This is a genomic window from Sphingomonas sp. Y38-1Y (genome assembly GCF_032391395.1).
Taxonomy (GTDB): domain Bacteria; phylum Pseudomonadota; class Alphaproteobacteria; order Sphingomonadales; family Sphingomonadaceae; genus Sphingomonas.
The window spans coordinates 2,107,671-2,132,519 of sequence record NZ_CP135916.1 but is presented as its reverse complement, the minus strand read 5'-3'; the positions used below and the strand labels follow the sequence as shown (position 1 = coordinate 2,132,519).

The 24,849-nt window shown below is 67.0% G+C and carries 18 protein-coding genes; 11 read left to right on the top strand and 7 right to left on the bottom strand.

Annotated elements, in window-relative coordinates:
* The first annotated feature begins 125 nt into the window (after window positions 1–125).
* Window positions 126–1,334 carry a GNAT family N-acetyltransferase gene (locus RS883_RS10165; RefSeq protein ID WP_315760091.1) on the top strand — a complete coding sequence of 403 codons (1,209 nt, stop codon included), beginning with the start codon at window positions 126–128 and terminating at the stop codon, window positions 1,332–1,334.
* A complete protein-coding gene (locus RS883_RS10160; protein ID WP_315760090.1) occupies window positions 1,318–2,181 on the top strand; it encodes a cupin-like domain-containing protein in 864 nt (287 codons plus the stop codon). The genes RS883_RS10165 and RS883_RS10160 overlap by 17 nt, the downstream gene beginning before the upstream one ends.
* Window positions 2,182–2,209: 28 nt before the next feature.
* On the opposite strand, the gene metC is transcribed toward RS883_RS10160, so the two are convergent.
* From metC to RS883_RS10145, 3 genes are all read right to left on the bottom strand, one after another.
* Complete coding sequence (gene metC, locus RS883_RS10155) at window positions 2,210–3,409, bottom strand: cystathionine beta-lyase (RefSeq protein WP_315760089.1); 1,200 nt, start codon at window positions 3,407–3,409, stop codon at window positions 2,210–2,212.
* 162 nt (window positions 3,410–3,571) lie between these two features.
* Window positions 3,572–4,405 (bottom strand): 3-mercaptopyruvate sulfurtransferase, encoded by an 834-nt coding sequence (sseA, locus tag RS883_RS10150; protein WP_315760088.1) that lies wholly within the window; start codon window positions 4,403–4,405, stop codon window positions 3,572–3,574.
* A 29-nt stretch (window positions 4,406–4,434) separates the two neighbouring features.
* Window positions 4,435–5,976: a cryptochrome/photolyase family protein gene (locus RS883_RS10145; RefSeq protein WP_315760087.1), complete on the bottom strand. Its 1,542-nt coding sequence runs from the start codon at window positions 5,974–5,976 to the stop codon at window positions 4,435–4,437.
* 37 nt (window positions 5,977–6,013) lie between these two features.
* On the opposite strand from RS883_RS10145, the gene queF reads away from it, so the two are divergent.
* The 3 genes from queF (at window position 6,014) to RS883_RS10130 (ending at window position 10,197) form a co-directional block, all read left to right on the top strand.
* Window positions 6,014–6,460 (top strand): preQ(1) synthase, encoded by a 447-nt coding sequence (gene queF / locus RS883_RS10140; protein WP_315760086.1) that lies wholly within the window; start codon window positions 6,014–6,016, stop codon window positions 6,458–6,460.
* A gap of 128 nt (window positions 6,461–6,588) precedes the next feature.
* Window positions 6,589–8,868, top strand: a complete 2,280-nt coding sequence (locus tag RS883_RS10135; RefSeq protein ID WP_315760085.1) for a glycosyltransferase family 4 protein — start codon at window positions 6,589–6,591, stop codon at window positions 8,866–8,868.
* Window positions 8,869–8,910: 42 nt separating this feature from the next.
* On the top strand, window positions 8,911–10,197 hold the full coding sequence (locus tag RS883_RS10130; protein WP_315760084.1) for a glycoside hydrolase family 130 protein: 1,287 nt from the start codon (window positions 8,911–8,913) through the stop codon (window positions 10,195–10,197).
* A 120-nt stretch (window positions 10,198–10,317) separates the two neighbouring features.
* Here the strand turns inward: RS883_RS10130 and RS883_RS10125 are convergent, their stop codons facing one another.
* From RS883_RS10125 to RS883_RS10110, 4 genes are all read right to left on the bottom strand, one after another.
* The gene (locus RS883_RS10125; RefSeq protein ID WP_315760083.1) at window positions 10,318–10,491 is read right to left on the bottom strand and encodes a hypothetical protein; all 174 of its coding nucleotides are present in this window, start codon (window positions 10,489–10,491) and stop codon (window positions 10,318–10,320) included.
* A gap of 17 nt (window positions 10,492–10,508) precedes the next feature.
* Entirely contained in the window at window positions 10,509–13,193 is a 2,685-nt protein-coding gene (gene ppdK, locus RS883_RS10120) for a pyruvate, phosphate dikinase (protein ID WP_315760082.1), read from the bottom strand.
* A gap of 86 nt (window positions 13,194–13,279) precedes the next feature.
* Window positions 13,280–15,781 (bottom strand): glycine--tRNA ligase subunit beta, encoded by a 2,502-nt coding sequence (glyS, locus tag RS883_RS10115; protein WP_315760081.1) that lies wholly within the window; start codon window positions 15,779–15,781, stop codon window positions 13,280–13,282.
* Window positions 15,778–16,644 (bottom strand): glycine--tRNA ligase subunit alpha, encoded by an 867-nt coding sequence (locus RS883_RS10110; protein WP_315765055.1) that lies wholly within the window; start codon window positions 16,642–16,644, stop codon window positions 15,778–15,780. The genes glyS and RS883_RS10110 overlap by 4 nt, the downstream gene beginning before the upstream one ends.
* Before the next feature lie 150 nt (window positions 16,645–16,794).
* Between RS883_RS10110 and RS883_RS10105 the strand changes: the two genes are divergently transcribed.
* The 6 genes from RS883_RS10105 (at window position 16,795) to RS883_RS10080 (ending at window position 24,818) form a co-directional block, all read left to right on the top strand.
* Complete coding sequence (locus tag RS883_RS10105) at window positions 16,795–18,006, top strand: ATP-binding protein (protein WP_315760080.1); 1,212 nt, start codon at window positions 16,795–16,797, stop codon at window positions 18,004–18,006.
* Window positions 18,007–18,184: 178 nt separating this feature from the next.
* A complete protein-coding gene (locus tag RS883_RS10100) occupies window positions 18,185–18,766 on the top strand; it encodes a helix-turn-helix transcriptional regulator (RefSeq protein WP_315760079.1) in 582 nt (193 codons plus the stop codon).
* A 298-nt stretch (window positions 18,767–19,064) separates the two neighbouring features.
* Window positions 19,065–19,526 carry a curli assembly protein CsgF gene (locus RS883_RS10095; RefSeq protein ID WP_315765053.1) on the top strand — a complete coding sequence of 154 codons (462 nt, stop codon included), beginning with the start codon at window positions 19,065–19,067 and terminating at the stop codon, window positions 19,524–19,526.
* Window positions 19,527–19,529: 3 nt separating this feature from the next.
* Window positions 19,530–20,519 carry a CsgG/HfaB family protein gene (locus RS883_RS10090; protein ID WP_315760078.1) on the top strand — a complete coding sequence of 330 codons (990 nt, stop codon included), beginning with the start codon at window positions 19,530–19,532 and terminating at the stop codon, window positions 20,517–20,519.
* A 253-nt stretch (window positions 20,520–20,772) separates the two neighbouring features.
* Window positions 20,773–22,536: a hypothetical protein gene (locus tag RS883_RS10085; RefSeq protein ID WP_315760077.1), complete on the top strand. Its 1,764-nt coding sequence runs from the start codon at window positions 20,773–20,775 to the stop codon at window positions 22,534–22,536.
* Window positions 22,537–22,634: 98 nt separating this feature from the next.
* Window positions 22,635–24,818, top strand: coding sequence for a hypothetical protein (locus RS883_RS10080; protein ID WP_315760076.1), 2,184 nt, complete (start codon window positions 22,635–22,637; stop codon window positions 24,816–24,818).
* Window positions 24,819–24,849 lie beyond the last annotated feature (31 nt).

Here is a 24,849-nt window from a genome sequence, read left to right as displayed (position 1 = left end):
TTTCACGACTTCGCTTCCCCTGAGCGGGGGAACATGGGAGCGGCGCCGGTTCGGGGGATCCGGCGCCGTTTCTGTTGAAATGGCAGCGGCTTGTTAACGGCTCGTCGCTAAGCGTTGCCGCCATCGTGGAGGCGGCACTGTACCATCAGGCGATCAAAGGCAGCGACGCGGTCCCGCTGGCGCCCTCCGCGCCGGCCTCCGCGCGTCTGCTCACGCTGGCCGAGCTCGACGCGGTTCATGGCGCAGCGTGGGACGAGTGCGTCCGCCACGCCGCCGAACCAAACCCCTTTGCCGAGCGCTGGTTCGTGATGGCGTCAGCCCGCCACCTCGCCGATCCGGCGACGGTGCATGCAGTGGCGGCGTTCCGCGGTGACCGGCTGATCGGGCTGATGCCGATCGCGCGCGAAAGCCGCTACTACCGTATTCCCGTCCCCACGCTCGCCAACTGGGTCCACGCCAACGCGTTCCTCGGCATGCCGCTGCTCCGGGCGGGCGATGAGGCGGCAGCATGGCGCGAGATACTGGCGGTGCTCGATCGCACGCCGGGCATCCCGCCTCTCCTCCATCTCACCTCGATCGTCGAGGATGGCGCCGCTCACCGTGCACTGATCGGCGTCGCCGCTCGCTCGATCGCGACCGTCCTCCGCCACGAACGCGCGCTGCTGCAGAGCGCACTGACGCCGACTGCCTATTACGAAGCCACCGTCCGCAAGAAGAAGCGCAAGGAGCTGAAGCGGCTCGCCAATCGCCTCGCCGAGCTCGGGCTGGTCGAGACGCGGCGGTTCGGTGCGGGTGACGATCTCGCCGAGTGGATCGCAGCCTTCCTCGCGCTCGAGGCATCGGGATGGAAGGGCCGCGAGGGATCCGCGCTCGGCAATGACGACGGCAAGCGCGGCTTCTTTGCGGAGGCGCTGGCGGGCGCGCACGATGCCGGCCGACTCGAACTCTTGCGCATGAGCGTCGGCGAGCGGACGATCGCGATGCTCGTCAACTTCCTCTGCGCGCCGGGCAGCGCATCGTTCAAGATCGCCTATGACGAGGATTATGCGCGCTTCTCGCCCGGCGTGCTCATCCAGATCGAGAATTACGACATCCTGGATGCGCCCGGCATCGATTGGATGGACAGCTGCGCGGCCGCCAACCATCCGATGATCGACAGCCTTTGGGCCGAGCGGCGCGGCATCATCCGCCTGACGCTCCCCCTGGGTGGCGCGCGCGGGCGCCTCGCCTTTGCCGCCGCGCGCGCGGTCGAGCGCGGTTGGGCCGCGATCAAGGCGCGCCGCGCTCCCCCTTCTTCCCAACCACGGACGAACGACGATGACGCAGATCTTTGACGACGGCGCGCGCGCGACCTTCGACACGCTGTATCCCGAGAAGCCGGGCAAGCTGACCCACCAACTCGTCGGCCACAAGCTGTTCGAGCTCGAGTCGCTCGTCGACCTTGCCCAGCGGATGCGGCCGGTCGATGTCGAACAGAACCTCGCCAACCTGCCGATCGGCGTTGATCCCGACAGCGTCCGCGACAACGGCCTGTCCTTCGCCGACACGATCCGGTCCATCGAAGAGAACGGGTCGTGGATGGTACTCAAGTTCGTCGAGCAGGATCCGGCCTACAAGGCGCTGATGGACGAGGTGCTGGACGAGATCGCGCCGCTCGCCGCGCCGTCGACGGGACCGATGCTGAAGCGGGAGGCGTTCATCTTCGTCTCCTCGCCGAATGCCGTGACGCCGTTCCACTTCGATCCCGAGCACAACATCCTGCTGCAACTGCGCGGGCAGAAGACGATGACGGTTTTCGATCCGGCCGATCACGACGTCGTCAAGCCGCAGGCGCACGAGGCGTTCCACCGCGGCGCCCACCGCAACCTGCCCTTCGATCAGGCGATCGCCGATCGCGGACAGCCGATCACGATCACGCCGGGCGAGGCGATCTATGTCCCCGTCAAGGCGCCGCACTGGGTGCAAAATGGCCCGGCGACATCGGTCTCCTTCTCGATCACCTGGCGGTCGGAGTGGAGCTATCGCGAGCAATACGCGCACAATCTCAACGCGATGATGCGCGATGTCGGCCTGTCGCCCTCCGCGCCCAAGCGGTATCCGTCGCAGAACCTGGCAAAATCGACGGCCTACCGAGCGATCGCCAAGGCAAGGCGGATCACGGGGATCGACAAGTCGAACTGAAGCTCCGCACTCCGGATTTGATCCGAGTTCAGGCCGCGCTAAATCGCGCCAGTCCTGCCTCCAGGTCCGCGATCAGGTCGCCGGTATCTTCCAGCCCGATCTGGAGCCGGATCATCGGTCCCTCCGCGTCCCACTTCGTCGCGGTTCGATAGAATTGTGGGTCGATCGGGATGACCAGGCTCTCGTAACCACCCCAGCTGTAACCGATGCCGAAGTGACGAAGGCCGTCGATCAGCGCGATGCGGCCCGCATCGCCGCCGCCCTTCAGCACCACGCTGAACAACCCCGATGCGCCGGCAAAGTCGCGTGCGAAGACCTCATGCCCCGGACAGTCCGGCAACGCCGGATGAAGCACGCGCGCAACCTCCGGCCGACCCTTCAACCATTCGGCGATGGCGAGCGCCGAACGCCCCTGCTCGTCGATGCGAAGCTTCATCGTGCGCAGCCCACGGCTGCCGAGCCAGGCGTCGTCGGGACTGACGCACTGGCCGAGCTGATAGGTGGCCGTGCGCAGCGCCTCCAGCCGCCCCGGCCCCGCGGTCACCGACCCGAGCATGACGTCCGAATGCCCGACGACGTATTTGGTGCAGGCAAGGATCGTGTAGTCCACGCCCCGCTCGATCGCGCGGAACAGGAGCGGCGTCGCCCAGGTGTTGTCGAGCAACGTCACGATCCCGCGCGCCTTCGCCGCGGCGACGATCGCGGGCACGTCCTGAACCTCGAAGGTCAGGCTGCCGGGGCTCTCCATGAAGATCGCGCGGGTGGCGGGGCCGATCAGCTCGGCGATGCCGGCGCCGACCATCGGATCGTAGAAGCGCGTGGTGATCCCCATCCGCTTCAGCAGCCCGCTGGCGAGCGAGCGCGTCGGATCATAGGCGCTGTCGGGCACCAGCAGCTCGTCGCCCGGCGACAGCACCGCCAGCAATGCGGTCGCGATCGCCGCCACGCCGGAGGGATAGAGCATCGTCGCCTCTGCGCCCGGCTCCAGCTCGGTCAGCGCGTCGGCGAGGCTCCACTGCGTCGGCGTGCCCCGCCGGCCATAGAACAGGCGGTGGTGCGTGTCGCGGCGGGCGTTGGTGCGCAGATCCTCGACGCTGTCGTAGAGGATCGTCGATGCACGCCAGACCGGCGGATTGACGATCCCCCCCGTCCACTCGCTCCGCCGCCCGCCCTGGACCACGCGGGTGGCGTCGGCGATCGGGGCGGCGGGGTCGATGGGATCGGTCATGGGGCTCGCCGTAGCGGCAGGGCGCGAGCCGGACAATTCCTCCCCTGCAAGGGGTGGGGGACCATGCGCAGCATGGTGGAGGGGTGTAGCCGCTTGCGATACCCTTGCGGCGACGACCCCTCCGTCAGCCTGCGGCTGCCACCTCCCCCGCCGGGGGAGGGATTAGGCGGCCGTCGCTTTTGGTGTGTCCGCCTCTGCGCCCCATTCGGACCAACTGCCGTCGTAGAGCGCGGCCTTCTGCCCCAGAAGATGCAGCGCGAAAGCGAGCACCGATGCGGTCACGCCAGAGCCGCAGGTGGTGACCACCGGCCGCTCGACGTCCACGCCCGCCGCCTCGAACGCGGCGCGCAGCTCGTCCTTCGACTTGTAGGTGCCGTCGGGATTAAACAGCCGCGCGATCGGCAGGTTCCTGGAGCCCGGGATGTGCCCCGCCGCCGTCCCCGCGCGCGGATCGGGCTCCTCGCCCGAGAAGCGCGAGGCGGAGCGCGCGTCGACCATCTGCTCGGCGCCGCTGTCCAGATTGGCCTTCATCGCCGACAGGTCGCGCACATGGCCGCGATCCTCCCACGGCGTGAAGTGGCGGTGGCGGACGCTCGCCTTGCCGCTCTCGACCGACCGGTCCTCGGCCAGCCACTTGGCAAAGCCGCCGTCGAGGATCGCGACGTCGTGCGCCCCGAACGTCTTGAGCATGAACCATGCGCGCGCGGCGGTGCGATAGGGCGAGTTGTCGTAGAGGACGATGCGGCTGCCGTCGCCAAGGCCCAGCGACTGCATCCGGCTGGCGAACTTCTCGGCCGCGGGCAGCATCATCGGCAGGGCGCTGGACGTGTCACGCACGTCCTCCAGGTCCAGAAACACCGCGCCGGGGACGTGCGCGCGCTCATGATCGGCGGCGGCATCGCCCTGTCCGGGCATGAACCAGGTGGCATCGACGACGCGCAGGTCGCCGCTCCCCAGTTCCGCTTCCAGCCAGTCGGTCGAAACGAGCGAATCCATGGCATGTCCCTCCTTCGTCTAGCCCGAATCTACGAAGAAGCCGGTCCCCCGCCAAGCGCTCGAAGGTACGATGCCGCCTGCTTGCGCACCGCCTTTTGCGTCGCCTCGGCCATCCGGTCCCAATTCCGGTACGGCATGGCCAGCCGCTGATTGTTGCCGAGCTTGCCGCGATTGCGGGCCAGGAAGTCCCAATACAGCGCGTTGAACGGACAGGCGTTTTCGCCCACCCGCTTTTTGACGTCATAGCGGCACTTGCCGCAGTAATCGGACATTCGATTGATGTACGCGCCGGACGAGGCATAGGGCTTCGACGCGAGCAGCCCGCCGTCGCCGAACTGGCTCATGCCCAGCGTGTTGGGCGCCTCCACCCATTCATAGGCGTCGGCATAGACCTCCAGATACCAGCGCTGCACCTGTTCGGGATCGGCACCGATCAGCAGCGCATAGTTGCCCGTCACCATCAGCCGCTGGATGTGATGGGCATAGGCATGGTTGATCGTCCCGCCGATCGCCTGCGACAGGCACTGCATGTCCGTTTCGCCCGTCCAGTAAAAGTCGGGCAGGTCGCGCTTGGCATTGAAGAAGTTGCGGCTGGTATAGTCCGGCCCTTCGCGCCAGTAGATGCCGCGCACGAATTCGCGCCAGCCGATGATCTGGCGGATGAACCCCTCGGCGGCGTTCAGCGGCACCCTGCCCGCCTTGTACGCCTTCTCGACTGCCCGGCAGAGATCGAGCGGGTCGAGCAGCCCGCAGTTGAGATAGGGCGAGAGGATCGCGTGCCAAAGGTACGGCTCGCCCGTCACCATCGCGTCCTGATAGTCGCCGAACTTGGGCAGGTGATGCCTAATGAAATGCGCCTGCTGTTTCAGTGCATCCTCGCGCGTCACCGCGAAGCCGAAATCGTCGAGGCGGCCGACATGGTTGTCGAACCGCGCCTTGACGAGCTTGAGCACGGCCGCGGTGATCTTGTCGGGCTCGAATGTCAGCGGCGCCGGCGGGCGGGCGTCGGCCGGTGGTGGCTTGCGGTTCTCGGCGTCGTAATTCCACTGCCCGCCCTCGGGCTTGTCGCCGTCCATCAGGAGGCAGGTCTTCCGCCGCATCTCGCGATAGAAGAACTCCATGCGGAGCGACTTGCGATCCTCGGCCCATGCCTCGAACTCGGCATGGCTGGCGACGAAGCGCGTGTCGGCGCGGATCTCGACGTCGCAGTCGAACCGATCCTGCCAGCTTTCGAGCATGCCGCGAACGCGCCATTCGCCCGCTTCGGTGACGATGATGCGATCGGGCTTCAGCCGCTCGACCGCACGCGCCACCTCCGCCGAGAAGCTGCCCTCGTTATCCGGATCGTCGAGCTTGACGTAGTCGACCTTCCACCCCGCGTCGCGCAGCCGCGCGGCATGGTGGCGCATCGCCGAGAACAGGAAGGCGATCTTGCGGACGTGGTGGCGGACATAGGTCGCCTCCTCCCCCACCTCCATCATCAGGATGCTGGCATCGCCCTTGTCGACGCCCTTCAGCGAAGCGATGTCGTCGGAAAGCTGATCGCCCAGGATCGGGATCAGGATTGTCACGCTTCCCTCCGCCTTCGACACGCCTATATCGCGCGTCATGACCCCCAAGCATCTCGGCCAGACCAGCGCCCTGCCCGCCAGCCCCGACGAAGCAGAGCTCGACTATGTTCCCAATCCGCGCCCCCGGTCCTTGTACTGTGTGCGGTTCGCGGCGCCCGAATTCACTTCGCTCTGTCCGGTGACGGGTCAGCCCGATTTCGCGCATCTCGTCATCGACTATGCGCCAGGTGAAACGATCGTCGAATCCAAGTCGCTGAAGCTGTTCCTCGGCAGCTTTCGCAACCATGCCGCGTTCCACGAGGATTGCACCGTCGGCATCGGCGAGCGGCTGTTCCGCGAAATGGCGCCGCAATGGCTGCGCATCGGCGGCTACTGGTACCCGCGCGGCGGCATTCCGATCGACGTGTTTTGGCAATCCGGGACGGTCCCGACTGGGCTTTGGGTGCCCGATCAGGGGGTTGCGGGGTACCGCGGACGCGGCTGACGGCCCTGAACAAACGATGAATGGTCCATGTTGCGTTGCGGCAATGTTGCAACCATATTTCGCTTAAGCCGTTTGGGAGACCAAGCTACGGACCCTTCCGGTCCTTATTGCATTGCGAAAGGGTGCTTATGTCGACGCTTGAGGGAGCGAAGGCGCAGCAGATCAATCATCTGGCGCTGATCGGCAACTACCTTCCCCGCCAGTGCGGGATCGCGACGTTCACGACGCATTGTCATCAGGCGATGGCCGCGCGCTATCCCGACCTTCGCGTCGACGTCTATGCGATGGACGACCACCCCGGCCGCTATGACTATCCGGAGGCAGTGACTGCGACGATCCCGCAGCACGACCTGTCGGCCTATCTGTCGACGGCGCGCGCGATCGAGGCGTCGGGCGCCGAGGTGCTATGGGTCCAGCACGAATACGGCATTTTCGGCGGGTCGGCGGGCGACCATCTGCTCGCGCTGCTCGATCGTGTCTCGCTGCCCGTCATCGTCACGCTCCACACCATCCTGGAGCGTCCGAGCGCGGAGGAGCGCCGCGTGATGGAGGCGCTCCTGCGCCGCGCGAGCAAGGTGATCGTGATGGCGGAGAAGGGCCGCGAGATCCTGATGCGCGTCCATGCCGCCGACCCGCGCAGCATTGTCACCATTCCGCACGGCGTCCCCGATCGCCCGTTCCTCGACCCCGACAGCGTCAAGGCGCGGTTCGGCTGGCAGGGTCGCCGCGTCATCTTCACCTTCGGCCTGCTCGCACCCAATAAGGGCATCGAGACGATGATCGCGGCGATGCCGGCGATCGTCGCCGCCGAACCGCGCGCGCACTATGTCGTGCTCGGCGCCACCCACCCGAACCTCGTCGCGCACGAGGGTGAGGCGTATCGCGAGCGCCTGATCGCTCAGGCCGCGGAGCTCGGCGTCGCCGACCGTGTCGAGCTGATCGACGGCTTCGTCGACGAGCCGGCGCTGCTCGACTACCTCCAGGCGTCGGACATCTATGCGACGCCGTACCACAACCCGGCGCAGATCACGTCGGGCACGCTGAGCTTCGCGGTGGGCATGGGCAAGCCGGTCGTATCGACCCCCTATGTCCATGCGACCGAGATCCTGGCCGACGAGCATGGCGTTCTGGTCGACTTCGGCGACAAGGACGGGTTCGCCTCCGCAATCGGGGGGCTCCTTGCCGACGACGGCGCGCGGATGGCACTGGCGACGCGGGCCTACGCCCGCGGCCGCACGATGCTCTGGCCCTGCCTGGCCGAGGGCGTGATGAAGGCGGCGGAGGGCGTCGCCGGCGCGCGCCTTCACCGCATCGCGACCAACGCCGGCGAGTTCGCGCCGCTCGCCCCCGACCTCGCCGCCGTCGAGCGGATGAGCGATGCCACCGGCATGCTCCAGCATTCGATCTACTCGATCCCCGATCGCCGCCACGGCTATTGCATTGACGACAATGCCCGCGCGCTGATCCTGATGTGCCGCATCGATCCGATCGACGATGTCGTGCGCGACAAGTGGACGAGCATCTATGCCTCGTTCGTCCAGTACGCCTGGAACCCCGACCGCCGCCGCTTCCGCAACTTCATGCGCTTCGACCGTAGCTGGTGCGAGGACGAAGGATCGGAGGATTCGAACGGCCGTACGCTCTGGGCGCTCGGCGTCGCCGCGACCGAGGCGCGCGAGCAGAAGCACCGCGACTGGGCGGCGGCGATGTTCGATCAGACCGGCAGCCTGGCGCTCGAACTCGGCAGCCCGCGAGCGCAGGCGTTCGCGATGCTCGGCGCCGCCGCGATGCGCGAGGGGCACCCCAATCACCCGATCGCGACGCGCATCCTGGAGACGTTCGGCGAGCAGCTCGTAGCGCTGTGCGAAGCCAATCGCCGGCCCGACTGGCAGTGGTTCGAGATCGTCCTTGCCTATGACAATGCGCGCCTGCCGGAGGCGCTGATCCGCGCCGGGCATGCATTGGGCCGCCAGGATTTCATCGCCTGCGGTATCGAGACGCTCGAATGGATCGTCTCGCGCCAAACCTCGCCCGAGGGGCGGTTCCGCGCCGTCGGCACCGAGAGTTTCGGCCGCGAATATGCCGAGCCCCTGCCCTTCGACCAGCAGCCGCTGGAAGCACAGGCAACGGTGGAGGCATGCGTCGCCGCTTACGAGGCGACGGGCGAACAGCGCTGGGTCGAGGAAGCGACACGCGCCTATCGCTGGTATTTGGGCGGCAACGATCTGGGCCTGCCGCTGGCGACGGCGCAGGATGGCGGCTGCTTCGACGGCCTTCAGCCCACCGGGCTCAACCGGAACCAGGGCGCGGAGTCGATTTTGGCGCTTCAACTCGCCAATTGCGCCATTTCCACCCTTTCAAAGGCCACTGCAAATCTGGCAGACCCGCCGCGCATCGTCGTCGCATAAATCAGTTTGGGTCGTAGAGCGGCGGCCTTGAGGGGGGCTTGAATGCTCGATTTGGAAACCCACGCGCTGCGGCTGCATGCCGATCCGTCGCGCGTGGTCGTGCGTCCGTTTCATATCGCGTGGCAGTCCAACGGCTCGGCGCCCAGCCGCACCGAGCGGCTGGTCCAGGCCGTGCTCGCCATGTCGCCGGTCGAAGCGCGGCAGCAGCTGAACACCGTGCTCAAGGATTTCGAGGCGCGTCACTGGCAGACGCGGCGCGTCTTCATGACGCGCTACGACCAGATCGAGACGCTGCTCAAGCTCGACGGCAGCCAGATCTCGGACGAGAAGCGCCAGCTGATCGGCGCCTATTTCTGTCACGAATACAGCTATGCCGCCGCCGCGCTGATGAACCCCAGCGCCGTCCCGCATTTCGACCAGTCGGGCATGCCGAGCGGATCGCTGCGCATCCTGATGTCGCTCCGCTCGGTCGGCGAAGGGCATATCAGCTCGGTCGCGTTCCGTGAGGGGATCATCACCGATCAGAACGAGCTGATCCTCGCGCCAGAGCCCCCCTTCGCCACCGCCGTCGATGTCGAGGGCGGCGAGGAACATCGGATTCCCGAGGGTGAGGTGACCGTCCACCGCCACCGTGATTCGACGCTGTCGGGCACGGTGATCTTCCCGATCACGCGTGCGCAGTCGAACGGGCTGGAGGACATGCGCCTCGTCCACTTCACGCACGAGGACGGGTCGGCCGAGTGGCTGGGCACCTACACCGCCTATAACGGGTCGGTGATCCAGTCGGAGATGCTGCGGACCCGTGACTTCCGCGCCTTCGACCTCGTGCCGATGACCGGATCGGCCGCGCGCAACAAGGGCATGGGCCTGTTCCCGCGCAAGGTCGGCGGCAAGTACATGATGATCGGGCGCCAGGACGGCGAGAACCTGTTCCTCATCCAGTCCGACACGCTGACGCACTGGGACGAGGGCGAGCTGCTGCTCAAGCCGCATTACCCCTGGGAACTCGTCCAGATCGGCAATTGCGGTCCGCCGATCGAGATCGACGAGGGCTGGCTGCTGCTGACCCACGGCGTGGGTGCGATGCGCAAATATTCGATCGGCGCGGTGCTGCTCGACAAGGACGATCCGTCGAAGGTGATCGGCCGCACGCGCGAGCCGCTGCTGGCGGCGGCGGACCAGGACCGCGAGGGCTATGTGCCGAACGTCGTCTATTCGTGCGGCGCGATCCGGCATGGGGACCGGCTGTTCATCCCGTACGGGATCGCCGACAGCTCGGTGGGCTTCGCCTTCGTGACGATCGATTCGATGTTGGCGGTGATGGACTGAGGCTTGAGAAGAAGGAGCGGGATCCCGGATCAAGTCCGGGATGACGCGGGTGGTAGAGGACAGCTCCATCCCCAACCGTCACCCCGGACTTGATCCGGGGCCCCGCTTCTTTCTTCTACCTTAAAACGGCAGCATCTCCGGCCCGCCCGGGAAGATCAGATCTTCGGTCCAGTCGATCCCCACCAGCAGCGTTAGCGTCACCGCCGCGACCAGCGACAGGTCGAACAGCGCCACCGCACCCCACGCCACGAACGGGTGGAACGGCCCCACCCGGTCATAGCCGTCCTTCGTCACCAAAGCCCGCCGACGCTTCACTTGGCGAGCGCCGCCTGCGCCGCCGCGAGCCGCGCGATCGGCACGCGATACGGGCTGGCGGAGACGTAATCGAGCCCGACCTGCTCGCAGAACGCAATCGACGCGGGGTCACCGCCATGCTCGCCGCAGATGCCGAGCTTGATGTCGGGCCGCGTCCTGCGTCCGCGCTCGGCCGCCATCTCGACCAGCGCGCCGACACCCTCGACGTCGATGCTGACGAACGGGTCGCGGGCATAGATGCCCTTCTCGACATAGACCCCCAGGAACCGCGCCGCATCGTCGCGGCTGACGCCCAGAGTCGTCTGCGTCAGGTCGTTGGTGCCGAAGCTGAAGAACTCGCCCGCCTCGGCAATCTCGCCCGCGCGGATCGCGGCGCGCGGCAGCTCGATCATCGTGCCGACCAGATAGTCGATGCGACGCCCCTTGTCGGTGAACACCGCTTCGGCCGCCATGTCGACCACGGCCTTCATCAGCTCGAGCTCCTTGGCCGTCGCGACCAGCGGGATCATCACCTCGGGCACCGGCGCGGCGCCCGACTTCTCGGCGACCTCGACCGCCGCCTCGAAGATCGCGCGCGCCTGCATCTCGTAGATTTCGGGATAGGTGACGCCCAGGCGGCAGCCGCGATGGCCGAGCATCGGGTTGAACTCGTGGAGCTCGCCCGCGCGCCGCTTCAGCGCCTCAACCTCCAGCCCCGTCGCCTTGGCGACTTCCTCGAACTCGGCATCCTCGTGCGGCAGGAATTCGTGGAGCGGCGGGTCGAGCAGGCGGATCGTGACGGGCAGCCCCGCCATCACCGCAAAGATCTCCGCGAAGTCGGCGCGCTGCTCGGGCAGCAGCTTGTCGAGCGCGGCACGGCGGCCCGCTTCGTCCGAGGCGAGGATCATCTGGCGCACCGCGGTGATCCGGCCCGCGTCGAAGAACATGTGCTCGGTCCGGCACAGGCCGATGCCCTCGGCGCCGAACTCGCGCGCGGTGCGGCAGTCGGCGGGCGTCTCGGCATTGGTGCGCACCTTCAATCGGCGGACCTTGTCGGCCCAGGTCATCAACGTGCCGAAATCGCCCGCGAGTTCCGGCTGGACCGTCGGCACCGCGCCCATCATCACTTCGCCGGTCGAACCGTCGATGGTGATGACGTCGCCGGCCTTCACCTCGCGCTCACCGACACGCATCACGCCGTCCTTGCCCTTGATCGACAGGCTGCCCGCGCCGGAGACGCAGGGGCGCCCCATGCCGCGCGCGACCACCGCCGCGTGGCTGGTCATGCCGCCGCGTGCGGTAAGGATGCCCTTGGCGGCGTGCATGCCGTGGATGTCCTCCGGCGACGTCTCGACGCGCACCAGGATCACGTCCTCGCCGGACGCAGCCATCTTCTCGGCCGTGTCGGCGTCGAACACGACCTTGCCCGACGCGGCGCCCGGCGACGCGGGCAGCCCCTTGGTCAGCACGTCGCGAGCCGCATCGGGGTCCAGTGTCGGGTGGAGCAGCTGGTCGAGCGCGGCGGGATCGACGCGCGCGATCGCCTGCTCCTCGGTGATGAGGCCCTCGCTCGCCATATCGACCGCGATCTTGAGCGCGGCCTTGGCCGTCCGCTTGCCCGAGCGCGTCTGGAGCATCCACAGCTTGGCGCGCTCGACGGTGAACTCGATGTCCTGCATGTCGCGGTAGTGCCGCTCCAGCGTGTCGAACACGCCGGCCAGCTCGGCGTAGACCTCGGGCATCGCCTCTTCCATCGAAGCGGGCTTGGCCCCCGCCGCCTCGCGCGCGGCGCGGGTCAGGTATTGCGGCGTGCGGATGCCGGCGACGACGTCCTCGCCCTGCGCGTTGATGAGGAACTCGCCATAATAGCCGTTCTCGCCCGTCGACGGATCGCGCGTGAAGGCGACGCCGGTGGCCGACGTGTCGCCCATGTTGCCGAACACCATCGCCTGCACGTTGACCGCGGTGCCCCAGTCGCCGGGAATGTCGTTGAGCCGGCGATAGACCTTGGCCCGCTCCGACTGCCACGACCCGAACACCGCGCCGACCGCGCCCCAGAGCTGGTCGTGGACGTCCTGCGGGAACGGCTTGCCCCACAATTCCTCGACCAGCGTCTCATACTCGGCGACCAGCGCCTTCAGGTCGGCGGCGGTCAGGTCGGTATCGAGGAAATATCCGCGATCCTCCTTGGCGATCTCCAGCGCTTCCTCGAACCGGTCGTGGTCCAGGCCCAGGACGACGTCGGCATACATCTGGATGAAGCGGCGATAGCTGTCCCAGGCAAAGCGCGGATCGCCCGACACCTTGGCCAGCCCCTCGACCGTCGCGTCGTTGAGGCCAAGGTTGAGGACGGTATCCATCATCCCCGGCATCGACACGCGCGCGCCCGAACGGACCGAAACGAGCAGCGGATTGGCGGGGTCGCCGAACGTCTTGCCCGTCACGCTTTCGATATGCGCGATGCCGTTTGCGACCTCGGCGCGCAGGCTCTCGGGGAACGCCTCGCCTTCCTCGTAATAGCGCGCGCACATCGCGGTCGAGATGGTGAAACCCGGCGGCACCGGCAGCCCGATCGACGCCATCTCGGCCAGGTTCGCGCCCTTGCCGCCGAGCAGGTTCTTGTCGCCCTTGCCGCCGTCGGACACGCCGCCGCCGAAGCGATAGACGTAAACGGGCTCGCCCGCGCCATTGGTCGCCGTCATCTTATCCCCCGAGCCTTGTTCTTTGCATAGCTATGCGCTGCATTGCAGCGAGCCCTCGAGGATGTCCACTCCGACTAAAGCGGTTCCTAGCCCTCGATTCGCGAGAAATCCGCCACGCGATGAACCGCCGCCCGCATCCGCGCGAGTAGCCGCAGCCGCGCCTCGCGCTTGGCGGGATCGGCGTCGTTGACGGTCACCTGGTCGAAAAAGGCATCGATCGGCGCGCGCAGCGACGCGAGCGCCGCCATCGCGCCCTCGAAATCCTCGGCTTCGACCGCTGCGGCGGCGCGCGGCTCCGCGGCATCGAGCGCGGCGATCAGCGCGGCTTCGGCGGGCTCGTGCGCGGTCGCGCGAGCGTCGCCGCTGCCCTCGCCGGCGGTCATGCCTGCGTTGTCCTGACCCGCGCCCTCGGCAAGCGGGTCCTCCTCGCCGGTCTCAGGGATGCGACCGCCCGCCAGATCGGCCTCGATCACGCGGCGCTCCTCGGGCAGGCGCTGCGGCTCGTCGCCGAACGGCTTCGACTGCTCGGCCATGTCGGCCAGCGTCGGCGTCGCGGCGGGGGCAGCGGTGTCGCTCCACCCCTCCTTCTTGAGGATGTTCGCCGCGCGCTTGTACGCGGCGAGCAGGTTGGCCCCCTCACCCGTCGCCACGAACGCCTGAAGCGAGTGCACGCGCGCAAGCAAGCGGACGAGATCGTCCTCCCCACCCAGCGCGAACACCGCGTCGATCAGGTCGTGGCGAACGCCGGCTTCGCGCTGCTGAACCTTGAGGCGGTCGGCGAAGAAGTCGAGCAGCAGCCGAGATGTTCGCACGCTTCCTTGCAGCATTTCGAGCACAGCCGATTGAACAGCGCGTATCTCGTCTTTCGCAGCGATTTCCGGGCTAGTTAGAAGTGCCTTCGGGAGCAGTTTCGACGAACGACGCAACAGATCATCCGCGATTCCGCTTTCAACAGGAAAGCTTCGGGCCGCCAGGGGCAAGGCAGCCTCGGCAGCAATCGTCGCCAGCCCCAAACGGAGATCGCTTGTTTCGATGACTTGCAAGACACCAAGAGCTGCCCGTCTGAGCGCAAATGGGTCCTTTGAACCGGTGGGCAGAAGCTCCTCGAAGAAGAACGAAATAAGCGTATCCAACTTATCCGCCAGCGACACCGCCACCGTCACCGGCGCGGTGGGCACGTCGTCGCCCTGCCCGACCGGCTTGTAGTGGTCGCGGACCGCTTCCCAGACCTCGCGCGGCTCGCCCTGCGCCTTGGCGTAATAGCCGCCCATCAGGCCCTGCAATTCGGGGAACTCGCCGACCATGCCGGTGACGAGGTCGGCCTTGGCGAGGCGCGCGGCGCGTTCGGCCATGTCGGCCAGATCCCCCTCCCGCTCGCGGGAGGGGCTAGGGGTGGGCCTGTCCGCGGGTGACGACGCCTGGTCAGGCCCACCCCCGACCCCTCCCGCAAGCGGGAGGGGTGCAGGCTTTACGATCCCCTCCTCGACCAGCCACCGCGCCAGCTTCGCCACGCGCTCGACCTTGTCGGCTACGGTGCCGAGCTTTTCGTGGAAGACGATCTTCTCGAGTTTCTTCGCCTGCTCCTCGAGCGGTACCTTGAGGTCCGTCTCGTAAAAGAAGCGCGCGTCGGAAAGCCGTGCGGCGAGCACCTTCTGGTTGCCCGCGACGATCCGCTCGCCGCCGTCGCGCGCATCGATGTTGGCGACACAGACGAAGGCGTTGGCCAAGCCGCCATCCGCCCGCGCACAGACGAAGTATTTCTGGTTCACGCGCGCGGTCAGCTGAATGACCTCGGGCGGCACGTCCAGGAACGCCTCGTCGAAGCGGCCGAGCAGCGGCACCGGCCACTCGGTGAGGCCGCCATTCTCGGCGACCAGCCCCTCGTCCTCGATCAGCGTCAGCCCCGCCGCGCTCGCCAGCGCGGTCGCGCGGTCACGGATGATCGCGCGGCGCTCGTCCTGATCGACGATGACATGCGCGAGCCGCAGCTTCTCGGCATAATCATGCGCGCCGCCGATGGTGAGGCCATGCGGGCTGTGGAAGCGGTGACCCACCGTCGCATAGCCGCTTTCGACCCCGGCGATCGCACAAGGGACGAGCGCCTCTCCGAAGATCGCGACGATGCCCTGCAGCGGCCGGACCCAGCGCAGGCTCTCGCTCGACAGCGAGGCATCGCCCCAGCGCATCGATTTGGGCCAGGGAAAGGCGCGGACGATCGCGGGGATCGCGGCGGCGAGCACCTCCGCGGTGGCGCGGCCCGGCTTTTCGGTGACGGCGAACCACACGCCGTCGCGTTCGGTCAGCTGTTCCTTCGACAGCCCGGTCTTGCGCAGGAAGCCCTCCAGCGCCTGCTCCGGCGCCGAAGTGCGCGGCCCCTTCACTTCTTCGCGCGAGCCTTCGGTCGCTTCGGGCAAGTCGCGCGCGATCAGCGCCAGGCGGCGCGGCGTCGCATAGGTGACGATCGCGCCCGCCGCGACGCCTGCCTTGGCCAGTTCGGCGACGAACAGCTTCTCCAGATCGGCCCGCGCGCGATCCTGCATCCGCGCCGGGATCTCTTCGGAACGGAGTTCGAGGAGGAAGTCGGTCACAGGCTCCACTCCGGAAAACGCGCTTCCCAATCGGGGGTCATCTTGTCGATCTGCGCCTTGCACGCGCCCTTCGCGAGGTCACGGACGCGGCCGATATAGGCTTGGCGCTCGGCGACGGAGATGACGCCGCGGGCCTGAAGCAGGTTGAATTGGTGGCTCGCCTTGATCGCCTGCTCATAGGCGGCGATGGGCAGACCCGCGGCCAGCGAGTTCTCGCACTCGGCCACCGCCTTCCGGAACCCGTCGAACAGCCGCTCGGTATCGGCGACCTCGAAGTTCCAGGTCGACATCTGGCGCTCATTCTCCAGGAACACGTCGCCATAGCTGACGCCCGCGTCGTTGAAGGCCAGGTCGTACACGCTGTCGACGTTCTGGATGTACATCGCCAGCCGTTCGAGCCCGTAGGTGAGCTCGCCCGCTACCGGCTTGCAGTCGAAGCCGCCCATCTGCTGGAAATAGGTGAACTGCGTCACCTCCATCCCGTCGCACCACACTTCCCAGCCTAGGCCCCAGGCGCCCAAGGTCGGGCTTTCCCAATCGTCCTCGACGAAGCGGATGTCGTGCGCGGCAAAGTCGATGCCGATCGCCGCCAGGCTGCCGAGATACAGCTCCTGAAGGTCGGACGGGCTCGGCTTCAGGATCACCTGGTACTGGTAATAATGCTGGAGCCGGTTGGGGTTCTCGCCATAGCGGCCGTCGGTCGGGCGGCGGCACGGCTGGACGAAGGCGGCGTTCCACGGCTCCGGTCCCAGCGCGCGCAGCGTCGTCGCGGGGTGAAAGGTACCCGCCCCCATCTCCATGTCATAGGGTTGGAGGATCACGCACCCCCGCGCCGCCCAATAGTCGTGGAGCGTCAGGATCATGCGCTGAAAGCTCATGGGCGCGCTGGTGTTGAGCAAGGCGGGCCTTCCGGGCAGGGTCAAGGAAAGGCCGCATCCCTTGGCGAAGGGGGCGCCCGCGGTCAATAACGCCCGCGGGCGACTTTCGCCGGGCGATCAGGTAGCGCGGGGGACATGGGCGGCGATCGGGCGATTCGCGCAGGGATTGCGCTGGCATTGGCGGTGGCGAGCGGCGCGGCGGCGCTCATCATCGGGGGCGACGTGTCGGCGACGCTGGTGGCGATCGTCGGCGCGATCGCCGCGGTGCTGGTCGCCCTCGGTACCGAGTCGGACGAGCCGCGCGCCGCCACACCGGTCGCCGCGACGCCCGCGGCTGCCCCCGACGCGCTGGTCAGCGACGTGATCGAGGCGGTGGTCGAGCCCGTGCTGGTGGTGGCCGACCGCCGCGTCGTCCGCGCCAACGCGCCGGCGCGCGCGCTGCTCGGCCAGCACATCCTGGGCGACGACGTCCGCCTCGCCATCCGCCACCCCGCCGCGGCCGAGCGGCTGACCGCGCCGCTGTCCGGCAATGACGCGCCGATCGAGCTGGTCGGTGTCGGCACGCGCGAGCAGCGCTGGGAGATGCACGTCCGCGCCGCCGGGCCGTCGCTGCGCGTCGTCCATCTGATCGACCGAACCGGCAGCTATGCCGCCGACAAGATCCGCGTCGACTTCGTCGCCAATGCCAGCCACGAGCTGCGCACGCCGCTCGCCTCGATCCTCGGCTTCATCGAAACGCTGCGCGAGGGCGCCGGCGACGATCCCGAGACGCGAGACCGCTTCCTCAAGATCATGTTCGGCGAGGCGACGCGGATGCGGCGGCTGGTCGACGACCTGATGAGCCTGTCGCGGATCGAAGCAGAGAAGTATCGTGAGCCCGACCAGGTCGTCCGCCTGGGCGAGCTGGTCGAGGAGGTCCGTGCCGAGGTCGCGAGCATCGCCGACGGCCGCGCCGCCGACCTCGTCACCGCGGTGGGCGACGCCCCGGCGGTAAAGGGCGACCGTGCGCAACTGAGCCAGGTGCTCCACAATTTGATCGGCAACGCGCTGAAATACGGGCGCCCGGGCACGCCGGTGATGGTCGAACTGCGCCACGACGGCGGCGCGATGGTCCGCCTCGCCGTCCGCGACGAAGGCGACGGCATCGCCCCCGAGCATCTCCCGCGCCTGACCGAGCGCTTCTACCGCGTCGATTCGGGGCGCAGCCGCCAGGCGGGCGGCACCGGCCTCGGCCTGTCGATCGTCAAGCACATCGTCGAACGCCACCGCGGCCGCCTCGACATCGCCAGCAAGCCGGGAAACGGCACGACGGTGACGGTCCTGCTGCCGGCGGCGGCCGGCGGCTAACGAGCGCACCGACCGTTGTGAAAAACGCCGCCCGGTCTCGGGGTTACGCGGCACTTCGCAACAGGATGCAAATTGTGGCATTCCGGTTTACATATTGACAACCATGGCCGTCGTTGGAATTTCAGGCCAACAAGATTGCGGGTCGCGACCGAACACGACAGCCAAAGGTCCTGCATCCTTGCCGCTTCTTGCCGCGAACCTCCCGCCCGGGACAGCCGCCTTCGCCCAACAACTGCTCGAGGACCAGCGCGCTCGATTGGTCGTCGGTCCTGGCTTGTCGGTCCAATGGAGCAATGCCGCAGCGGATCGCCTGCTCGGCACCGGGCGCGCGGTCGCCAACCATCATGACCGGTTGCAGTTCTTCCATGCCGACCATGAGCGGCAGGTCGCTGGTTTTGTGCGCGACCTGGTTCAGATCGGCGCCATGGCGCTTCCGCTTGGCGAGGATGGCGGGTGGCTGTTGTTCAGCGGTCGCCGCTTGCCGGATCCGCAGGGCGAGTATGTCTCGCTGCTCATTACGCCCGATACCGAACTCTCGACGCCACGATACCATGATTTCGAATCGATCTTCGGCCTGACCGCGTCGGAGAACCGTATCGTACTAGCGCTGCTTCGCGGCAGCACCGCGGATGTGATCGCCAGCGCATCGAACGTGTCGGTGATGACCGTCCGCACGCATCTTCGGCGGATCTACCAGAAGCTAGGTGTCGGATCGCGCGAGCAGTTACTGCATCGGCTTAATCGCTACCGTTACGAATAGTCCAAAACGGACCCGTTTGGCGCAGGATGGATCAGCTTGAACCGGCGCCAATTTTTCGCAGCGTTTGCCAAGTACCGACCTCGATCAACAGCAGCGATACGCTCGCGACACCATACCGGTTCAACGGAGATCAGCAATGTACCAATTCCGCACAACCAAAAACAAGTCGCGGCTGAAAGCGGTCAATACCCAATTTGGGGGATGATGAATCCTGTCCGGCAGTTAATGATCGATTAATGGCGGCGAGTCGGGGGAAGCGTTGCTCGCACGTCCAGACAGACTTTAGGGGGTGTTCCTGATGGTGGGTAAGTATCAGCGCGCGGCGCCCGTGGGGCGTTGCGTGAGGGCTGGCGTATTGGCTGCGACGATCGCCATGATTTCGCCCGCCGCGGCACAGGACATGGTCTACACACCGGTCAATCCGTCCTTCGGTGGCAATCCGTTCAACTCGTCTCATCTGCTCGGCATCGCGAACGCGCAGAACGACTACAAGGACCCGGCGTCGGTTCGCGCCACCTCGACCAACTCCCAGGCCGACGTGTTCCGCCGCCAGCTCGAATCTCGGCTGCTCTCCTCCCTCTCGTCCCAGATCGTGAATGCGATTTTCGGGGAGAACCCGCAGGAACAGGGCAAGATCAGCTTTGGCGGCCAGACGGTCGATTTCTTCCGAACACTCGACGAGGTGACGATCAACATCACCAACGACGCAACGGGCGAAGTCACGACCATCGTCATCCCGACCTTCGTGGACCTCGGCTGACCTATGCGCGTCGCTTCGCTGATCCTCCTGTCCTCGATGCTTGCCGGCTGCATGACCGTCGGCGATTCGGGCCGTGCCACGCTTCCCGAGATGAGCAGCCTTGCCGTCTATCCGGCGCAGACGCAGACGCAGAAGGCGCTGGGGCTGATCCCCCCACCCGCGCGTCCGGTGGCGATCGCCGTCTATGGCTTCACCGATCAGACCGGCCAGTTCAAGCCGAGCGAGACCGGCCAGACCCTGTCGCGGGCGGTCAGCCAGGGCGGCGGCTCGATCCTGGTCAAGGCGTTGCAGGACGCTGGCAATCGCCAGTGGTTCACGATCGTCGAGCGCGAAAGCCTTCGCAACCTCCTCAACGAACGCCAGATCATCCGCGAGATGCGCGAGCGCTATCTCGGCGAGGCGAACATCAACCCACAGGCGCTGCCCGCGCTGCTGTTCGCCGGCGTCCTGCTCGAAGGCGGGATCATCGGCTATGACAGCAACACCGTCACCGGCGGCGCGGGGGCCGGCTTCCTCGGCATCGGGGCGCGAACGCAGTATCGTCAGGATACTGTCACCGTCTATCTTCGCGCCGTGTCGGTTCGCACGGGCGAGGTGCTGACGACGGTCACGGCCTCCAAGACGATCGCCTCGCAATCGCTGGGCGCCAGCGCCTTCCGCTTCGTGGCCTTTCGCGAACTGCTCGAGGCCGAGCTCGGCTACACCACCAACGAACCCGATCAGCTCGCGCTTCAGCAGGCGATCGAGAAGGCGGTGTACGGCATCATCATGGAGGGCGTGGATCTCAAGCTCTGGGATTTCGCCGACGCCAAGGCCGGCTGGCCCCTGCTCTATCGCTACCGCGAGGAACGGGCCGGCAACCTCGATGCCAAGGCGGTCGCCGACGCGGTCAAGCGCATCGCGGCGATGCCCCCTGCCAAGATGACGCCGCGCCGCATCGCGCCGCCCGAGACGAGCCAGGTGCGCAGCGCCGGCGGCACCGCGATGCGGTGATACACGAGATCCCGGCACAAGTCGCAGCCGGGAATGTAGCAGATCGGCGGGTCGCCTGGGACCTAGCCGACGCAATCAACTCCAGGTTTTGAGGGGCCGACCGGCGTGTTGCAGCGCGTCGCTGGCTCAAGACAAAACCGCGTGACAGCGTTGCAGCGCCGTCACGCGGAGAATGGGTAGCATATCGATCATGTCGAACCCCTCTCTTCGGGGGGCGGCATGGTTATCATATCCAATATGAGGAATGACAACCATGAAACGGACGATTTTGACTTCGGTTTCTTTTGCCGCTCTGCTCGCCGCCGTGCCGGCACTGGCACAGGACAATGGCAGCACCGTCTCGCAGTCGGGCGCCTTCAACAAAGCGGAAGTCCGCCAGACCGGCAGCAACGGTTCTTCGCAGGTCACGCAGTCGGGCAACGGCAGCAACGCGGCCAACGCCAATGAAGTGCTGGTCCGCCAGTCGGGCAACAGCGCGGAGTCGGTGCTGATCCAGTCGGGCAGCGACCGCAACGATGCCGAGGTGATCCAGAACGGCGACAGCTATTCGTACATCTCGCAGAACGGCACGTCGCAGGAAGCCGAAGTCCGCCAGAATGGCGATGGCAACAGCTCGACCATCAATCAGAACGGCAACAGCAACACCGTCGGCAACGCGCTGAACAGCTCGGCGGCAGGCGTCATCCAGACGGGCGACGACAACACCTCCAGCATCGATCAGGATCCGACCAGCTTCTCGTCGGCCAACGTCGACCAATTCGGCAACGGCAACAGCTCGACCATCCGGCAGGAGGTCAACAATGCCGGCGGCGCCAATCGCAGCACCGCCACCGTGGTTCAGACCGGCGACGACAACGAAGCGACGATCAACCAGCTCTCGCAGGTCTCCCAGTCGCGCCTCACTGCCACGGTGACGCAGACCGGGAGCGAGAACGGCGCCGCAGTCAGCCAGGGCGGCAAGGACAACATCGCCACCGTCCTCCAGCTCGACAACCAGAACGACGCGATTGTCGCTCAGTCGGGCACCAACGGCGACGTCGACATCAAGCAGGATGAGGACAACTCCGGCAACGCGGTCCCGCGCCTCCGCGGCGACGATGGCCGCGACACCGCGGGCGGTGATCCGGTGCGCGCCAACTATGCTCGCGTGTCGCAGGGCGGCGACAATAACGAGATGGAAATCGACCAGAAGGGTCATCTCAACCGCGCGGTCGCCGGGCAGACCGGCAGCAACGCCGGGCTGGAGATCGAACAGCGCGGCATCTTCAACAACGCCACCGTCAATCAGGCGAGCAACGGCACCGTCGCCGTCAGCCAGGGCGGCGCGTACGGCGACAACAGCGCGCAGGTGACCCAGACCGCGACCGCCGGTGCCGCGTCCGCCAGGGTCGACCAGACTGCCGACAGCAACGCGCCGACGCAGTTCCCGACCAACGAAGCGCTGATCCTCCAGTCGGCGGCGGCGACGGCCACCGTCGATCAGAACGGCCAGCAGAACTTCGCCGATATCGACCAGTCCGGCGCCGGCGCGATCGCCAACGTGTTCCAGACCAACAATGTCGGCGGCTTCGAGAGCGATCGCAACCTTGCCTATGTCGACCAGACCGCGGCGAGCGATGCCTATGTCAGCCAGATCGGCCAGGCCAACGTCTCGCGCGTGACGCAGAACGCGGCCTCGTCGAACCAGGTCGACGTGGCCGTCGGCTATGCGGCCTATGTCGAGCAGACGGGCTACGGCAACAATTCCGAGATCACGCAGGCCGGGGCGGACAACGCCGCGGCGGTCTCTCAGAACGGCACGGAGCTGGGCTCGATCATCACGCAGGACGCGACCAACAGCACGGCCGACGTGACGCAGACGGGCGAGTCGAACAACTCGTACATCCATCAGAACGCCGGATCGGGCCACAGCGCGGTCGTCAGCCAGAGCGGCTTCGGCAACACCTCGACCATCACTCAGTCGGGCATGAACAATTCGGCCAACGTCACCCAGTCGGGCGGCGGGCTGCCGAACTGATCTCCCACGGAGGGGCGAGCGGCATCCCCGCTCGCCCCGACGGGCGGCGCGCGAATGGCGCGGCCGGCCCGCGGCAACCCTAATTCGAGGACGACATCATGAAGACGATCATTCTTTCGAGCGTCTCGGCGCTCGCGATGTTCGCGGCTGCTCCGGCGATGGGCCAGAGCAACAATTCGACCACGACCCAATCGGGCAACAATGCCGGTGCCACGGTCACGCAGAACGGCGCCAGCAACCAGTCGACGGTCGACCAGACCGGCGGCACGCAGACCTTTGCCAATGGTGCCAACAGCGGCCGTTCGGTCGCGACGACCGTCAGCCAGGCGGGCGCCAACGGCCGCTCGAGCGTCACTCAGAATGGCGGCCAGCTCGCCGCGGCGGTGACGCAGTCGGCCGGCTCGTCGGGCATGCGCTCGACCGTCAACCAGACGGGCCTGAACAACGGCGCGCGCGTCGATCAGGCCGGTGTGGGCGGTGGCACCTCCACCGGCTCGTTCGTGACGCAGAGCGGCACCGGCGGCCGCGCCGAAGTCTACCAGCGCGCGTTGACGAACGCCGCAACCAGCAGCGTCAGCCAGACGGGCAGCGACCAGCGCGCCAGCGTGATCCAGGAGAGCGGCGCCGCCGATTCCGAAATCCGCCAGAGAACCGGCGCGCAGAACGCCGCCGTTTATCAGGATGGGGCGAGCCGCTCCTTTATCGAGCAGTCGAACCGCTTCAACGAGGCTGGCGTGCGCCAGGTCGGCACGGGCAACGTCTCCGAAGTGCGCCAGAGCGGCACCAACGGCGATGTCGGCGATCCCGACAACAACCTGGGCAACGTCGAAAGCGGCGTGGGCGTGGGCGTGACCCAGACGGGTGACGGCAACGAGAGCTTCGTCGAACAGTCGGGCGACAACACCGTTGCGGACGTCGTCCAGACGGGCAACGACAACCTCGCCACCATCGACCAGAGCGGCAACTTCGCCGCCGCGACGGTGACGCAGACGGGTAGCGACAACGAAGCGTCGGTCAGGCAAACCGCCGACGGCAGCGGCAACGCCAATCCGGCGAGCAGCCCGGTCGTCGCCGGCGACAATGCCAAGGCGACCGTGACCCAGACGGGCGACGGCAACCTGGCCGACGTCCTTCAGGCAGCGGTGCCCGTCAGCGCGACGATCACGCAAGGGTCGGGCGCGACCGATGCCGACAACAACAAGGCATTCGTCGCCCAGCGCGCGACGGCGGCCGGGGCGACCGCGACGGTCACGCAGACCAGCAACGGCAACTATGCCGATGTCGACCAGTCGTCGGGCTCGAGTGCGTCGGTGACGCAGGGCGGCGGCGCCAACACGCTCGGCCCGCGTAATTGGGACGGCGTGGCCCTGCCGGTATCATCGGCGGGTCAGCCCTACACCAACAACGTCGCGCTGGTGCGGCAGGATGCGGGTTCGAACGGTTCGAACGCGTCGATCACGCAGAACGGCACGCTGAACCGCGCCAACGCGGTTCAGACGGGCACGGGTGTATCGGCGACGATCAGCCAGACCGGCGTCTACAACACCTCGGTCTCGCAGCAGGCGGGCAGCGGCAACGCGCTGACCGTGACGCAGGGCGGGAATGATCCGTTCGCGCGCAACGCCTCGGACGTGAAGCAGTCGGGCACCGGCTCGGTCGTCAACGTCACGCAGCAGGGCCAGAACCTCGGCCTGCCGGCGAACGCGCCGACCAACGTGTCCTATGTCGAGCAGTTCGGCAACGGCGGCCTGATCGACGTCACGCAAACGGGCGACGAGAACCTCAGCGACGTCTATCAGGCGGGCGACACCAGCGCCTATGTCCAGCAGATCGGCGCCTATAACACGTCGGACGTCCAGCAGGTCTCGTCGTCGGCGAACGCCAGCCTCGGCACCTATGCCGCGTCGACGGTGCAGAACGGTCGCTACAACGACTCGACGATCCTGCAGCGTGGTGGCGATGGCAACGCCGCCAGCGTGAACCAGACGGGCACCAACACCGCCACCACCGGCAACACGTCGCGCGTCGATCAGTCGGGTGCCAACAACAGCGCCAAGCTGTTCCAGAACGGCAGCGAGCTCGCCTCGCTGATCGACCAGACCGCCTCGGCGTCGTCGGCCGATGTCAGCCAGTCGGGCACGGATAACGGCTCAAACGTCTGGCAGACGGGCGGCAGCGGCCACAGCGCGACCGTGGTCCAGAGCGGCATCGGCAACAACTCCGATGTCACTCAGTCGGGCACCAGCAACAGCGCGATCGTCACCCAGTCGGGCGGCATGTGAACCCTTGATGCCGGCGCGCGGCCAGGGGTCG